Annotated in this window: 15 protein-coding genes; 1 reads left to right on the forward strand and 14 read right to left on the reverse strand. The window is 41.0% G+C overall.

Features of this window, described 5'->3' with window-relative positions; translation table 11 throughout:
* Window positions 1-561 precede the first annotated feature (561 nt).
* Together K9B36_RS13950 and K9B36_RS13955 are read right to left on the reverse strand one after the other, a co-directional pair.
* Window positions 562-1,218, reverse strand: coding sequence for a DUF421 domain-containing protein (locus tag K9B36_RS13950; RefSeq protein WP_223702877.1), 657 nt, complete (start codon window positions 1,216-1,218; stop codon window positions 562-564).
* A gap of 195 nt (window positions 1,219-1,413) precedes the next feature.
* The gene (locus K9B36_RS13955; RefSeq protein ID WP_223702878.1) at window positions 1,414-2,700 is read right to left on the reverse strand and encodes an ArsB/NhaD family transporter; all 1,287 of its coding nucleotides are present in this window, start codon (window positions 2,698-2,700) and stop codon (window positions 1,414-1,416) included.
* Between the two features lie 167 nt (window positions 2,701-2,867).
* Here K9B36_RS13955 and K9B36_RS13960 point away from each other — a divergent pair, with 167 nt between their 5' ends.
* Window positions 2,868-3,227: a TIGR04086 family membrane protein gene (locus tag K9B36_RS13960; protein ID WP_223702948.1), complete on the forward strand. Its 360-nt coding sequence runs from the start codon at window positions 2,868-2,870 to the stop codon at window positions 3,225-3,227.
* A 70-nt stretch (window positions 3,228-3,297) separates the two neighbouring features.
* Here K9B36_RS13960 and yajC read toward each other — a convergent pair whose 3' ends face one another.
* The 12 genes from yajC to nadB form a co-directional block, all read right to left on the reverse strand.
* Window positions 3,298-3,561 (reverse strand): preprotein translocase subunit YajC, encoded by a 264-nt coding sequence (gene yajC / locus K9B36_RS13965; protein WP_223702879.1) that lies wholly within the window; start codon window positions 3,559-3,561, stop codon window positions 3,298-3,300.
* Window positions 3,562-3,604: 43 nt separating this feature from the next.
* Window positions 3,605-4,744, reverse strand: a complete 1,140-nt coding sequence (tgt, locus tag K9B36_RS13970) for a tRNA guanosine(34) transglycosylase Tgt (RefSeq protein ID WP_223702880.1) — start codon at window positions 4,742-4,744, stop codon at window positions 3,605-3,607.
* A 19-nt stretch (window positions 4,745-4,763) separates the two neighbouring features.
* A complete protein-coding gene (gene queA, locus K9B36_RS13975; protein WP_223702881.1) occupies window positions 4,764-5,792 on the reverse strand; it encodes a tRNA preQ1(34) S-adenosylmethionine ribosyltransferase-isomerase QueA in 1,029 nt (342 codons plus the stop codon).
* Between the two features lie 223 nt (window positions 5,793-6,015).
* Window positions 6,016-6,216, reverse strand: a complete 201-nt coding sequence (locus K9B36_RS13980; RefSeq protein WP_223702949.1) for a DUF2905 domain-containing protein — start codon at window positions 6,214-6,216, stop codon at window positions 6,016-6,018.
* Window positions 6,213-7,214, reverse strand: coding sequence for a Holliday junction branch migration DNA helicase RuvB (gene ruvB, locus K9B36_RS13985; protein ID WP_223702951.1), 1,002 nt, complete (start codon window positions 7,212-7,214; stop codon window positions 6,213-6,215). The genes K9B36_RS13980 and ruvB overlap by 4 nt, the downstream gene beginning before the upstream one ends.
* Window positions 7,215-7,231: 17 nt before the next feature.
* Entirely contained in the window at window positions 7,232-7,843 is a 612-nt protein-coding gene (gene ruvA, locus K9B36_RS13990; protein WP_223702882.1) for a Holliday junction branch migration protein RuvA, read from the reverse strand.
* A 186-nt stretch (window positions 7,844-8,029) separates the two neighbouring features.
* Window positions 8,030-8,593, reverse strand: coding sequence for an intercompartmental signaling factor BofC (locus K9B36_RS13995; RefSeq protein ID WP_223702884.1), 564 nt, complete (start codon window positions 8,591-8,593; stop codon window positions 8,030-8,032).
* A 413-nt stretch (window positions 8,594-9,006) separates the two neighbouring features.
* Window positions 9,007-9,750: a YhcN/YlaJ family sporulation lipoprotein gene (locus tag K9B36_RS14000; protein WP_223702885.1), complete on the reverse strand. Its 744-nt coding sequence runs from the start codon at window positions 9,748-9,750 to the stop codon at window positions 9,007-9,009.
* Window positions 9,751-9,972: 222 nt separating this feature from the next.
* Window positions 9,973-11,478, reverse strand: a complete 1,506-nt coding sequence (safA, locus tag K9B36_RS14005; RefSeq protein ID WP_223702887.1) for a SafA/ExsA family spore coat assembly protein — start codon at window positions 11,476-11,478, stop codon at window positions 9,973-9,975.
* A gap of 152 nt (window positions 11,479-11,630) precedes the next feature.
* Window positions 11,631-12,734, reverse strand: coding sequence for a quinolinate synthase NadA (nadA, locus tag K9B36_RS14010; RefSeq protein WP_223702889.1), 1,104 nt, complete (start codon window positions 12,732-12,734; stop codon window positions 11,631-11,633).
* A gap of 15 nt (window positions 12,735-12,749) precedes the next feature.
* Window positions 12,750-13,589 (reverse strand): carboxylating nicotinate-nucleotide diphosphorylase, encoded by an 840-nt coding sequence (nadC, locus tag K9B36_RS14015; RefSeq protein WP_223702891.1) that lies wholly within the window; start codon window positions 13,587-13,589, stop codon window positions 12,750-12,752.
* Window positions 13,576-15,207, reverse strand: coding sequence for an L-aspartate oxidase (gene nadB, locus K9B36_RS14020; RefSeq protein ID WP_223702893.1), 1,632 nt, complete (start codon window positions 15,205-15,207; stop codon window positions 13,576-13,578). Before nadB ends, nadC begins: the two co-directional genes overlap by 14 nt.
* Window positions 15,208-15,300: the final 93 nt, after the last annotated feature.

Consider the following 15,300-nt stretch of genomic DNA (forward strand, 5'->3'; position numbering starts at 1 on the left):
GATCCACAGCGGAGTAGGCAAAGGATTATGTAGTGGTCTATATAATTTTAAAAATTGGTGGTACCTATTCTCAAGGTAGAACTTTATGTAAAGCCTCCCCTCTTTAAAGAGTAGAGAATACCGTCACCCTATTCAAAGTACTCCCCCCTGTGGATTGGAGTGGCAGGTGATCGACTCCTGCGGGCGATAGCGGTAGACAGGAGACCCCGCAGGCGCAGCCGAGGAGGCTTCTGCACCGCCCCGCGGAAAGCGATCACCTAGAACGGAAAGGAACAGGGAGTTTCAGAACTAACCTACCTATTCTCGGAGTAGTTTATTTAGTCTTCTCAATGTAATTAAGGGAGAGGAAGTCATCATATCTAATGTCCTCCCCCCTGTGGATTGGAGTGGCAGGTGATCGACTCCTGCGGGCGATAGCGGTAGACGGGAGACCCCACAGGCGCAGCCGAGGAGGCTCCTGCACCGCCCCGCGGAAAGCGAGCACCTGAAACGGAAAGGAACAGGGAGTTAGCCTTCATACCAAACTTTATTAAGGAAGATTGCACACCCCTTCCCTACCTACTATTCATCCATCAAATCAATAAAAAACACCCCATTATTATAACTGCAATAGGAAATCTTTTTGAAATCTTTATAACCGAGACTGCGCAATTGCTGCCGAAGCCAGAGATTTGTTTTTCCTGCTTTGGCTAAATGCTCCTCCTGTATGACACCATCCATTATCAAAGGCAAATTTAATGTACCTTCCTCGTTATTGTCTTGATCCTTGTTTTTCTCAAAAACCGATAACTTCCCAGAAGGCTCTAAGATTGCAAACTCTACGTCCGAGACATTTTTGACATTTTTATCCCTTAGCTGAACGAGTAAATCATCAAAGTTATACCGTTGCTTTTTCATTGCTTTTTCATCTATTTCTCCATTATTAATAATCACACTTGGCTTTCCATCTATTAGATCTCTGATTTTTTGGCTTTTAAGAGAAACGAACGCAAGGATAATCTGGATGCCCATAAGAATAAACATAGGCACTAACGCAACCAGGAGCTCATCTTTTGGATTTTCAATTGCTACGACGGCCATCTCTGCAATCATAATAAAGACGACTAAATCAAGTACACTAAGTTCTCCTATTTCACGTTTGCCCATTACACGGAAAATAAAAAGTATAACGAGGTACATGAAAATGGTCCGTGCAATAATTACTGCATACTCTTCCATCAGATCGTCTGCCTCCCTTGCTGGTCAAGAGCTCACCAAGAACACATGTTACTTCTATCTTTTGCAAAAAAAAAGCCAAATATGTCATACAGCATTTACCATTATTTGAGCATTTGCATTCTGACCACGGGACTTCACAGCACTCTCCATTCAAGACACTCACTTTTCATGGGGGTTTACTAGAGCCTCTTACTTCTAATAGTAGATAAGATATCGGAAATAAATGTACACCGAGGAAATTAAAAGTGAAAATACAACCACACTTAATCCTATTTTTAAAAAGGCAATAAAATTTACCGGATGATTAGCTTTTGCGGCCAAACCAGCTACAACTAAATTGGAAGAAGAACCGAGCAATGTACCATTTCCACCTAGGCACGCCCCAAGTGCAAGCGACCACCATAATGGATCAAGATTTGTCATTCCATAGTCTTCAAACTCAACTATTACTGGTATCATGGCAGCTACAAAAGGGATGTTATCAAGAAAGCCTGATAAGATTCCGGTCATCCACAGAATCAAAAGTGCGGTGGTTTTGTAGTCTCCTTCCGTTGTATAGATAATTCCTCGGGCCAGCTCATCAATAATTCCGACCTCTTCTAACCCACCAACCAATAAGAATAACCCCATAAAGAAGAACAAGGTTCCCCACTCTATTTCTTTAAAAATTTCTTCTGGCTTATATACATCATGAGTTAAAAATAAGAGCAATAAAGCACCAGCCATCGCTACAGTAGTTAAATCCAAATGAAGGTAGGTATGAAGCATAAAACCAATAATCGTTAAAGCCAGTACCCCCATTGACTTAAGTAAAGTGTAATTCCATTTTACATAGGAAGATGCCTGGATTGTTTGCAGTTTTTGTTGATGCTCGCCACTCACTTGTAATTTTTTTCGATAAAGTAAAAGAAGCAATCCCATTGTCCCTGCAAAAATTACAAGAACAATGGGAGCCAAGTGATAAAGAAATGCATTAAATGTAAGATGTTCCACAGCCTGACCGATCATTATATTTGGTGGATCTCCAATGAGAGTCGCAGTGCCACCAATATTTGCTGATAAAATTACTGCTATTAAATAAGGGATAACAGGTAAACCAAGAATGCTTGTTAGCTTAAGAATAATAGGAACCAAAAGTAGAACGATGGTGACATTTGCTAAAAAGGCTGACCCTATCGCAGTTAGTATTGATACTACTAGTAAAAGAGGAATTCCTCTTCCCTTTACAATTTTTGCGAGCACAATGGCAATGTATTCAAATATCCCTGTTTGACTGGTGATTGTGACAAGCACCATCATCGAGAAAAGCAATGTGATTGTGTTCCAGTCCATATAAGTTAAAAATGCCGCATCAATGGAAAGCACTCCAGCAAGCAGCATAATTACTCCGCCAATACAAGCAATGAGGGCTCGGTCATATTTTTCGGTCATAATCACCACATACGTTAAAATGAAAATACTTAAGGTGAAAATAGTAAGCATTCCTTCTCATCCACCCTCTCTTTTTTCTCTCCATTACTACAGTGTATGACGCATGTCCTCAAAAATATTTGTATTCTATATTTTAATATTTGTGAATATGCTTGTATTACTTAGGACAAGGAAAGGGGAGAAGGACATTGGAATCAAAAAGATTAGGCTATGCCATTATGTATGGTCTTATAACTATTTTTATGTTTGCAGTTGCCATTAGCTTTGTATTTTCATTACTATTAAGATTTACTTCGTTACAGGAGTCCAGTATCGCTTGGATCATTTTAACTTTATCGTTCTTAACGCTATTTATTGGGGGATTTGTATCTGGAGGAAAAGGAAAAGAAAAAGGATGGGTGCTAGGTGCCACAACTGGTGGCGCTTATACGCTTGTTATTTTTCTGTTTCAATATTTGGGTAATGACTCTCTTTTCACGTTACATCAAATGTTATTTCACCTAGGATTTATTGGGGTGGCGACGTTAGGCGGGATTATTGGGGTTAACATGAGTGGCGGTAATGTTAAGAAAGCCTGAATTAAATAGAGCAAATAGAAAAAGAGCATGGCTACTTCAAGTGAAGTGGTCATGCTCTTCTTTATGGTAATTAGTCTTTGTTTACGTCTCTGATTGCTTGACGGTCAAAAGTAAGACGTGAGCCGTCCCCTGTTTTCAACACAATCTTGTCCTCATCAAGTGCATCCACGAATCCGTGTAAACCACCGATTGTAACAATTTTGTCGCCCTTTTGCAGGTTTGTCTGCATTTCACGAACCGCTTTTTGACGCTTTTGTTGTGGACGGATTAAAAGGAAGTAGAAAATAGCAAACATCAGTAGTAAAGGCCATATCATTCCAAGAATATCTCCCATTTATAGTTCCTCCTTTCTTTAATTATATTTATTTGAAGAAGTTTTAAAAGTTTTTAGCGTTTGGTTTATTAAAGCCATATTTCTCAAAAAACTCTTCTTTGAAGTCACCAAGTCGATCTTCTCTGATTGCTTGACGGACTTGCTCCATTAATTTTACCAGAAAATAAAGGTTATGGTAAGTTGTTAATCGAATTCCTAAAGTTTCTTCACATTTAATTAGGTGACGAATGTAAGCTCTGGAATAATTTTTACAAGTATAGCAATCGCAATTTGGATCAAGAGGTCCGAAATCACGAGCGTACTTCGCATTTTTCACGATGAGACGGCCTTCACTCGTCATTAATGTTCCATTACGGGCAATTCTTGTTGGCAGAACACAATCAAACATATCGATTCCACGAATTGCTCCGTCGATTAACGAGTCTGGTGAGCCTACCCCCATTAAATAACGCGGCTTATCGGTCGGCAGCCATGGGGTTGTGAATTCTAATGTACGGTTCATCACGTCTTTTGGTTCTCCAACAGATAATCCACCTATTGCATACCCTGGAAAGTCCATTGAGATGAGATCCTTGGCGCTTTGCTTACGTAAATCTTCATATTCCCCACCCTGTACTATCCCGAACAATCCCTGATCCTGTGGACGCTCGTGTGCCTTTAGACAACGTTCTGCCCAGCGTGAAGTTCTTTCCACTGACTTTTTCATATAGTCATGCGTAGCAGGGAATGGTGGACATTCATCAAATGCCATCATAATATCGGAGCCTAGGTCGTTTTGAATTTGCATGGCTTTTTCCGGTGATAAAAAAAGCTTGTCCCCATTTATATGGTTACGAAAATGGACGCCTTCCTCTTCTATTTTCCGGAATTCACTTAAACTGAAAACTTGAAATCCACCGGAATCTGTTAAAATGGCTCGATCCCAGTTCATAAATTTATGAAGTCCGCCAGCTTCTTTCACAATTTCATTTCCCGGGCGTAACCAGAGATGGTAGGTGTTACTTAGTAGTATGCCTGCACCCATTTCTTTAATTTCTTCCGGTGACATCGTTTTAACCGTAGCCATCGTCCCAACCGGCATAAATACCGGTGTCTCAAAGGAACCGTGTGGCGTATGGACTTTACCTAGTCGTGCACCTGTTTGCTTACAAGTTTTAATTAGTTCATATCTGATTGCTGTCATTGGATTCTCCTTAGTACTCTTATAAAATCAGCATCGCATCTCCAAAGCTGAAGAAACGATACCTTTCCTTTACTGCTTCCTCGTATGCCTTCATTACATGCTCGCGTCCTGCAAGTGCACTAATTAGCATGATTAAAGTCGATTTTGGTAAATGGAAGTTTGTGATCATGCCATCAATTGCTTTGAATGTGTGGCCGGGATAGATGAAGATATCGGTCCATCCACTCGCTTCTTTAAATTCACCATAATCTCTTGCAATGGTTTCCAAAGTTCTGGTGGAAGTAGTCCCGACTGTTATAATTCTACCACCTTGTGCGCGAACTTCATTCAGCAAGCGCGCAGTTCCTTCGGTTACTTGATAAAACTCCGCATGCATATCGTGCTCTTCTATTGTTTCCACACTTACTGGCCTAAATGTACCAAGACCTACATGCAGGGTAATAAAGGCGGTATGTACACCTCGATTTTGCAGTTCATTCAACAATTCTTCTGTAAAATGAAGACCTGCAGTTGGCGCTGCAGCAGAACCTGTCTCTCTGGCAAAAACGGTTTGATATCTGCCTTGATCCTCCAATTGTTCCTTAATATATGGTGGAAGGGGCATCTGACCCAGGGATTCCAGTACTTCCAAGAAAATACCTTCATAGAAGAATTCCAATTGTCTACCTCCATGGTCACCTTCCCCCACACATTTTGCTGTGAGCCTGCCATCACCAAAAGAAAGAACTGTTCCTGCTTTTACTCTTTTAGCAGGCTTAATTAACGTTTCCCATGTGTCCCCTTCAACTTGCTTTAAAAGGAGCACCTCAATCTTGCCGCCTGTTTCAGCTTTTACACCAAACAACCTTGCAGGTAATACTCTTGTATCATTCAGAACAAGACAATCTCCTTCTTTTACATATTCCAAGATGGAGCGAAACGATTCTTCGTTTGAAATAGCTCCTGTTTCTTTGTTTAACACCATTAAACGTGAAGCTTCCCGTTGCTCTAGTGGAGTTTGTGCTATTAGTTCCTCGGGTAAATGGAAATCAAATAATTCTATTTTCATACTTTCACCTTTTCTTCTTGGCTGTGTTAAACGCCGCTGTTGATTTCCGCAAAAGGCTACGCGTTCCACGGGGCGGTGCTGGAGCCTCCTCGGCAAGCCTGCGGGGTCTCCAGTCTACCGCGGCCGGACGTGGAGTCTCCGCCTTTTGCTCCAATCATCGCTAGATTAGCGTTATTATCAACACTCAACTTAAACAGAGCCTTCTTCTTAATAAACAATTTAATTAACGAAATCGACCAATAAAATAAAAAACAAGACTAAGAACGATACTAATAATAATGGAGGTGACAATGGGAAAAAAGAAGGTAAAGTTCCCTTTTTTCACCACAATATCTCCAGGTATCTTTCCGATAACCTGCCATAAAAACCCTACCAAAAGTAGGACGGCACCGACAACCATCAGCATTTTTGGAAGTTCCATTATTCGTTTGGCACCTCCAAATTAAAGTGACGATACACTAGATCTGTCACAACCCTGCCTCTAGGTGTTCTTTGCAAAAATCCAATCTGAAGCAAGTATGGTTCATACACATCCTCAATCGTATGGGATTCCTCCCCTATTGTAGCTGCGATAGTATCAACGCCTACGGGACCTCCACGGAATTTTTCGATAATCCCCATTAAGAGCTTGTGATCGATATGATCCAGGCCTAGGCGGTCTACCTGCAAGCGATCTAATGCCTCTTTTGCCAAGGAGGCATTTATCGTCGTTTTTCCTAGAACTTGGGCAAAATCACGAACACGCCTTAGGAGGCGATTGGCAATACGGGGAGTTCCTCTTGATCGTCTACTAAGTTCCGTTGCGGCATCTTCTTCTAACCCTATATCAATAATCTGTGCTGTTCGCAAACAAATTTCCGTTAACTGCTCTTCATTGTAGTATTCCAGGCGGCTTAACACACCAAAGCGATCACGAAGCGGTGCGGTAAGGAGACCAACTCTTGTCGTAGCACCTACAAGTGTGAATGGTGGAAGTTCAAGGCGAACCGATCTTGAGCTTGGACCTTTTCCGATGACAATATCTAAACAATAATCCTCCATTGCCGGGTACAGCACCTCTTCAATGGATCGATGCAGACGGTGAATCTCATCGATAAATAATACATCCCCTGGTTCCAGTGACGACAAGATAGCCGCAAGGTCACCAGGGCGTTCAATGGCAGGACCCGCTGTCGTTCGAAGCTGCACACCCATTTCATTGGCGATAATCGCAGCCAGGGTGGTTTTACCTAGTCCAGGAGGTCCATAAAGAAGTACATGATCCAAGGTTTCTTGTCTCATCTTCGCCGCTTTTATGAACACTTCGAGATTTTCTTTTACTTTATCTTGGCCGATATATTGCTGTAAGGTTTGAGGCCGGAGACTGAACTCCAAAGATTGATCTTCAGTTGTAGCATCTTGTGACACCATGCGTTCATCCATCATTTGCTTTCACCCCTTTATTTTAGGAGTAGCTGTAACGCTCTCTTGACATATTGATCTGTTGAAAGGTCTTCTTTTTGAAGCGCAGGCAATATTTTCTTAATTTCTCTTTCACCGTAACCCAGAACCTGTAACGCCTCCATTGCTTCTTCCAGCTCCGTATTGCCTTTAAGGGAAACAGAAGTTTCCTCTCCAGGCTGGAAAAGGTCGGGAAAGGCACTTGGTACAAAATCATTTAGTTTTCCTTTAAGATCAAGGATAATTTGCCTTGCTGTCTTTTTCCCAACTCCCGGGAACTTAACAAGAAATTTCTCGTCTTCGTTTTCAATCGCATGAACTACTTGTGCAGGTTGACCAGATGCAAGGATGGCAAGCGCTCCCTTAGGTCCGATTCCTGTCACGTTCAGCAGCTTCATAAAAAGGTTCTTATCTTCTCTTGTTTTAAAACCATAAAGAGCCAAAATATCCTCTCGTACATGCTGATATGTATATACTGTTATTTCTTTATCACTGTCTACTGAGTAGATGAAAGGGTTAGGTGTGTGTATCTGATAACCGATTCCCATCACTTCCACTACTACAAATTCTGGCGATACATAATTAACGTACCCTTTAATAAAATCAATCAATGTTCCGAAACTCCTTTATAAATCGTCTACACTCTATTTTACCATAAAGTATGGACAAGGAACATTTGTTCAGTCTCTAATAACTTTCATTAAAACAACCAAAGAAAAAGATAGCATATTATATAAGAATTGTTAAGAAGACTTTTGGATAACTTGAAAAACAGACTAGCAAATTTGCCAGCCTGTTTATTGTTTTTGGGAAGAATAAGGCTTAAATGTTTCTAACACCTGTTCATACTCGTCTTTTGATACTACTTTTATTCCACCCTTTAATTGCTCATGTTGGTGACTTTCTAGTTTGCCAACATCAATTTGGAAAAAGGATTGTATTATCTTTGATGCTTCTTGCGGTTTTCCTTCATAGATTGTCAGTACACCGTCATTGGAAAGTCCAAAATAACCATTTGTCTTTAATAAAGGTGAAATATCATCAATTTGTTGTTGGAATACTACCTGTTCTTCATCTAAGTCTATTACTTGCCATTCCTCGTATTCCGCCCAGAAATCTTCCATAGCCCAAACAGTTTCTTCGAGTACCTCTTCGCTCACTTCTCCATCCAGGTAAATGCGTTCAAGCACTACTCTTAATGTTAGTGGCCCACTTACTTCATAGGCATCCATAATTTCTTCCATTACATTTTCACTTTCACCAGCAGAGCTTTTGTATGCGGAAAATGTGTAGAGTATTCCACAGACTGTAATAAATGCAGTAAAAATGAACCAAAATCGTTTTGGAATGATGGGTTTCATTTTGGAAAAGCCCCCTCACATTCTATAAATTTTCAAACCATACGCTTTTAAGCAAGTCTTGTCTTTTTTAGTTTGACCATATTAGGGAGATTTAACCTTTTCTTTTTGAAAAAATTGGTCGTTACGAAAAAACGGGCTACCCCCCAGTGCTTTTGAGATCGATGATTTATAAATATTGGTGTTTCAAACCTCTTTCTGGTACATCATCTTGCTTCCCTCCTTGCTTTTGATGTACCTGTTTTTTGGTTTCAGGTACATCATCCTGTCTCCTCCTTGCTTTTCATGTCCTTACTTCGCTCTTTCTGACACATCATTCTGTTTAACATTCTTTTTCATGTATCTGTACCACTCTTCCAACAACTTAAAAAAGAGACAGACTACTGTCTGCCTCCTTAAACGTTGGGTGTTGGGTTTTAGCGTCCTGGTGTAAAGGTGTTCATGAGATTCCGGATATCCTCGTTAAGATCATCTACCGGACCACCGTCTCGAAGTTCATTGTCAAATTGCCGAACAGTATTGTAGGTTCCTTGATTAACGACCACTCTGCATTCTTTCCCATTAGTTAGAGGCTGAACTGCTCGGCGGACGTCGTTTGTTACCATTTGTTCTCGTCTATTATTACCAGGTTCAATCGCGATTAAGATGTCATTGCCATAGACTACTGCGCGCGCATCTTCCACACCATCTACCTGCTGCGCCCGTTCGGTTAGTCGTTCAGTTAGACGGCCTTGGTAGTTATTATAGAACGAAGGCTTTGCAGTTCCTATATCATTTAGATGTCTATGGTAATTTATATCGCTGCGTCTATAATTAAAACCTCGCTCATACTCATTTGTTTCTGTTCGGTTCTCCCTTGTTGACAACGGGTTATTACGAGTAGTTTGCTTTTTATTACGCTCACCATTGATAACGCTCCGGTCTAGAATTTCATTCACTGGACCGTCGTTATCAGTTACTCGGAATGTGTTCCCTCTTTCCTTATTCGTGCGATGGTTACGGTTATTGTTTACATTTGGATTATCCTCGCTTGTGTAATATCCAATAGGTGTTGTTTCTTCATAATACCTATTATCCTCAGCACTATTACCTGTACCACACCCTGTTAGTCCACAAAGTAATAGGGAAGCTGACGTAATGGCTACTACAGATTTTCTCAAAGCAAAAACCCCCTAACCAGTCGTTTGTGAGTATACTAATACTCTTCCTTAGCTTGACTAGTTAGAGGCAATTTTATTTTGGGAGTTCCATCCACCTGAGACGGAGGAATTTGGAGGAATGAGAGGCTGATTTTTACATACTTACACATTATCCTTTCGATAATAACCTAAAAAACGAAGAAAAGACGATTCCTAATGAAATCGTCTCCAATAAAGCCATTTTTAACTTTCATCATCATTCTCTGGTCCTTCAAAGTCAGAGCCGTTGTTACGAAGCTCTTCTTCATAGGAAGTGTTTGAACCATAGCCATATCCTTGTGGACCAAAATACCCTGGAGCTCCCATAGGATACCCTTGTTGAGGAAAGCCGTAGCCTGGATATGGTGTTTGTGGATACCCGTAAGGAACTTGCCCTCTATATCCCATGTGTTGGTTGGATTCATCCATTGCTCCTGCTACACTCTCCTGTCCCGGCGCTGGACCTTGTGGGTAACCACCCATCGGACCAAAGCCTGCTCCTGGAGCAACTGGAGAAACTGGATAGCATGGATATCCTCCCATTGGACCCATTGGCATTCCTTGCATTGGATACCCTTGCATTCCCGGCATCATTCCTTGACCCTGCATTGGATATCCTTGCATTCCTGGCATCATTCCTTGCCCTTGCATTGGGTATCCTTGCATTCCCGACATCATTCCTTGACCTTGCATTTCCGGATATCCTTGCATTTCAGGCATTTCATACTGGCCACCCATTTGGTCTTGTACGCCTGCCACTGCAGTTGGATCTTGCTGCTGACCCATATACGGCATTTGTCCCATCTGCTGCAGTTGTTGCATTTGGTTTACATCCCAATCATCTGTATCCTCCATCATTCCAGGCATCATTCCTTGACCCTGTTGCATCCCCGGCATCATACCATGTTCCATCCCTTGCATACCTTGCATCATTCCTGGATGCATTCCTTGCATGCCTTGCACCATTCCTGGATGCATTCCTTGCATGCCTTGCATCATTCCCGGATGCATCCCTTGCATGTCATGCATCATTCCTGGATGCATCCCTTGTTGCACTCCCTGAACACCTTGTGGATGAAAAGGAATACCTGAACCAGGCATAACCGGCGAGGATGGAACACAATAATCCGGTTGATAAGGCATTTGAGGTGTTGGGGCTTGTGCTGGCATTTCTACACCCTTCACTTCCGACTCTGGACTTTTCGGGCTTTTGGCGCTTTCGACTTTTGGAGCCGTTGGCGTTTTTGGCATTTTTGGCATTTCTGGCATTTTCGGCATTTGATTAATTGGTACATTTAAAGTGTAATAATTATTTACATCAATTTCTGGAAAATACGGCTTTAACTGTGGCATTTTCGGAACATATGGTGCTTTTGGTGCTTCGTTAATTTGCTCTTCCTTTACTACTGGCTTTTTTGGCATTTCCTTATAAGGATGCTGTGCCTTTGGAGCCTCTTTCTTCACTCCCATAACCTTAGGAGCTTCCTTTGTTACTCCCATAACCTTGGGTGCTTCTTTTGTAGCTCCCATAACTTGATTTTCTTTTTTAACTGGTACACCTGCCATTGGCACTTTTATTTTCATTCCGGGCATTATCATGTCTGGATTGCTTAGTTGTGAATTTGATTGTTTTAATTGATCAAAATTCACGTTATATTTCTGTGCAATCTTCCACAATGTATCCCCTTTTTGTACGATATGGATTTTCAAGGGTTTTCCCTCCTTAGCAAAGTCTTTACAGTCTATGTCTCGAGTGGGCATTTTGCCACTATTATTCTTCACATCAACTTATGCGTCAGAAGGAATTTTTATGATAAAAAAGATGGACATCCAAAGATTATCTTCAGATGTCCATGTGTTGCTTATGCATTTGCAAGCATCTTATCCAAGGCGTAAATTGCGTTCTCGGCCACCTTTTGTTCTACCGTGATTCTATTGATGACTTTTCCTTCTTCAATACTTTCTAGCGCCCATAATAGATGAGGTAAATCAATTCGATTCATCGTCAGGCAGGGACACATATTGGGATTTAAGGATACAATCTCTTTGTCCTTGTGCTGCTGGATGATTCTGTTTACAAGGTTCATTTCTGTTCCAATTGCCCATTTACTACCGGCTGGGGCTTTTTCTATAACATCAATAATATATTTGGTGCTTCCTGCTTGGTCACTAAGCTCAACTACTTCTCTTGTGCATTCAGGATGTACAATAATATTCATGTCAGGCTTTGTTTTTCTGATATCTTTAATATTTTCCACCGTGAATTTTTCGTGAACTGAACAATGACCTTTCCATAAAATGACCTTCACGTTTGCCGGATCACCTGTAAATTCCAGTTCATCAGTGATTGGATTCCAGACTGCCATTTCTTCTAGCGGGATGCCAAGATCATAGGCTGTATTTCTGCCTAAGTGTTGATCCGGTAAAAATAATATTCTTTCTTTTTCAGTAAAAGCCCACTCTACCATTTTATGTGCATTAGAGGATGTGACAGTCGCACCACCACGTTCTCCACAAAATGCTTTAATTGCTGCAGTGGAATTTACATAAGTTAAAGGGAGCATCGTATCACCAAACACTTCTTGCAGCTTCACCCAGGCACGCTCCGTTTGATGAATATCTGCCATATCTGCCATAGAACAGCCTGCACGCATATCAGGCAGCACAACCACTTGATTTTCATTTGTAAGTATATCCGCTGTTTCAGCCATAAAATGTACGCCACAAAATACGATATAGGAAGCAGTGGTTGTACCTGCAGCTTGTGCCAGCTGAAGAGAATCGCCTGTTGCATCAGCAAATTCGATAACCTCATCCTTTTGGTAATGATGCCCTGGAATAAAAAGATCTGCTCCAAGCTTGTTTTTTATTTCTAAAACACGCTTTCTCATTTCATCCTTCGACATTTCCCTGTAGCGAGAGGGAAGAACGGTATTATCATTTTTTACTAGATCTAAAATATTCATCGTGCATCTCTCCTTTTATCCTTTGTTTCCTACATTAAAGCTTATATCTAACGAACGAACAGAATGGGTCAGAAACCCTAAAGATATAAAATGAACTCCTGTGTCACGATAGGTGGCTATGTTTTCTAAGGTAATCCCACCTGATGCTTCTGTTATAATCCGCTCCGGTACAAGGGGAATAAACTCTTTAATTTCTTCTGGGGTGCGATTATCAAACATGATAATATCGGCACCGGCCTCAACCGCTTCTATTACTTGCTCTTTTGTCTCCGTCTCCACTTCAACTTTCACCATATGTCCAATTTTTTGGCGTGTTCTTTTCACAGCCTCTGAGATAGAACCGGCAAACTCAATATGATTATCCTTAATCATGACTCCATCATAAAGTCCAAAGCGGTGATTAAAGCCCCCACCACAGGTAACAGCATATTTTTCGAGCATTCTAAGTCCCGGTGTCGTTTTTCGCGTATCACAGATTTTTGTCGTATCACTATCAAGGGTCTCAACCGCTTGTGCCGTTAAAGTAGCTATCCCACTTAATCGCTGCAACAGGTTGAGAATTACTCGTTCTCCACTCAAGAGAACGCCCATTTTCCCTTCTACTGTCGCTAAGACTTCCCCTTTTTCGACTTTTTCTCCATCCTTTTTCAAGAGTGTTAGTTTTGTAGCTGGATCTAACAGTCGGTAAGCCTCCTGCAATATAGCTATCCCTACAAACACACCATTTTCTTTTGCTATAAATTCCCCTCTGCCTAAGTGATCTTCTCCAAACAGTGCATCAGAAGTAAGATCTCTTTCACCAAAATCTTCTTTAAAAAAATGACGAAGCATATCCTGAAGCTTAAATATATTCAACGGTTTTCTCTCCTTTACACTTAGCATCCGCAACAAACAAAGCATTCGTTAACACAGACTTACACGAAATGTTCTGCTTTTTTTGATGCATAATTCTTTTTTGCTTCCAATTCTCGTTCAAATATGGGAAGTCCAAACGAAAATGAGCTCCTCTGCTTTCTTCTCGATTAAGAGCAGAACTTGCAATAAGGTAGCTGACTTGCAGCATATAAATTAATTCGATTTTTTCAAGCGGGAGTGATGACTCTATTTCATCGAGAGATTCCCAATAGGTTTGATAAGTTTTTAACCATGAGATTAGCTTTAAGAGACCATTTTTATTGCGAACAATTCCTGCATATTTCATCATCTTCTTCTGCAGCTCTTCTTTAGCTGGCAAGATAATCGTTTCTCTTTTTAAGGAAGAAAGTTTTTCTCTATAATCTGTTGGCATCCACTGAATAGTTGATTCTTTATTTAGTAAATGCTCTGCTAATTTTTTTGAAAAGACAATTGCCTCTAACAGTGAATTACTTGCAAGTCTATTGGCTCCATGAACCCCATTGCATGCCACTTCCCCCACTGCATAAAGGCCTTCAATGGAGGTTTCTCCGTTCTCATTCGTTTCAATGCCGCCCATGAAGAAGTGAGCACCCGGTACTACCGGTAACAGCTTGTTTGCAAGATTGATTCCGTGCGAACTGCACATTTGCGTAATAGTCGGAAACCGAGCTTCAAAATTCCGAACATGTTCGATATTCAAAAAAACTTCTCTTCCTTGGTCCAATTCATTAAAAATTACGCGCGAAACAATATCTCTAGGTGCTAAATCATTTAATGGGTGGACACCGGACATAATGCTTTTGCCTTCATTATTCATTAAGTAGGCACCTTCACCTCTGACCGCTTCGGAAATTAAGCCGACTGCCTTATCCCCAACTCGAAGCATGGTTGGATGGAACTGCATAAATTCCAAATCTGTTAAAGTTGCACCTACTCTATATGCAAGAGCCAATGCCATGCCTGTTACACTGTTATTGTTGGAGGTGTAAGAATACAGCCCTCCAGCCCCTCCCGTAGCAAAAACAACATGGGTAGCCCGGTATGTTCTCCTCTGTCCTAAAGTATTTAGTGTTTTCACACCATAACAACGTTCAGAATCGACTAGGAGGTTGACCACTGTTTCGTGTTCCAAAATCGTGACAGATTCCTTTAATTGAGAATGCAGCCATTTCATTATTTTTTTGCCAGTCTGATCTCCACCTGCATGTAAAATTCGACGCATGGAATGGGCGCCTTCCATACCGAGTGAGAGATTACCAGAAGGGTCTTCATCAAACTTCATTCCATTATCTATTATTTCTTGAAGCATGGCTGGCCCCTGTTTGGTTAACAGTTGAACAGAATATTTGTTATTATGATCACAACCTGCAATTAACGTATCCATATAATGCTGGTTCCAACTATCCGTCTTAGCAATTGCACCAGCCACTCCTCCTTGAGCAAGAAAGGAGTTATTTTCATGTTTCCCTGACTTTGTGAAAACCATCACATTCATATGCTTACTTAAATAATTAGCTGTTAATAAAGCAGACATACCGCTTCCAACAACTATCACATCATACTGAGTATGGGACACAAAAATCCCCCCTGTATACATAAGTGTCTTGACACCTATATTTACATAAATTTAAACTAATGACAAGAAATATTTTTACAAGTCAAATAGACT

This window comes from Sutcliffiella deserti (assembly GCF_020037475.1).
Taxonomy (GTDB): domain Bacteria; phylum Bacillota; class Bacilli; order Bacillales; family Bacillaceae_I; genus Sutcliffiella_A; species Sutcliffiella_A deserti.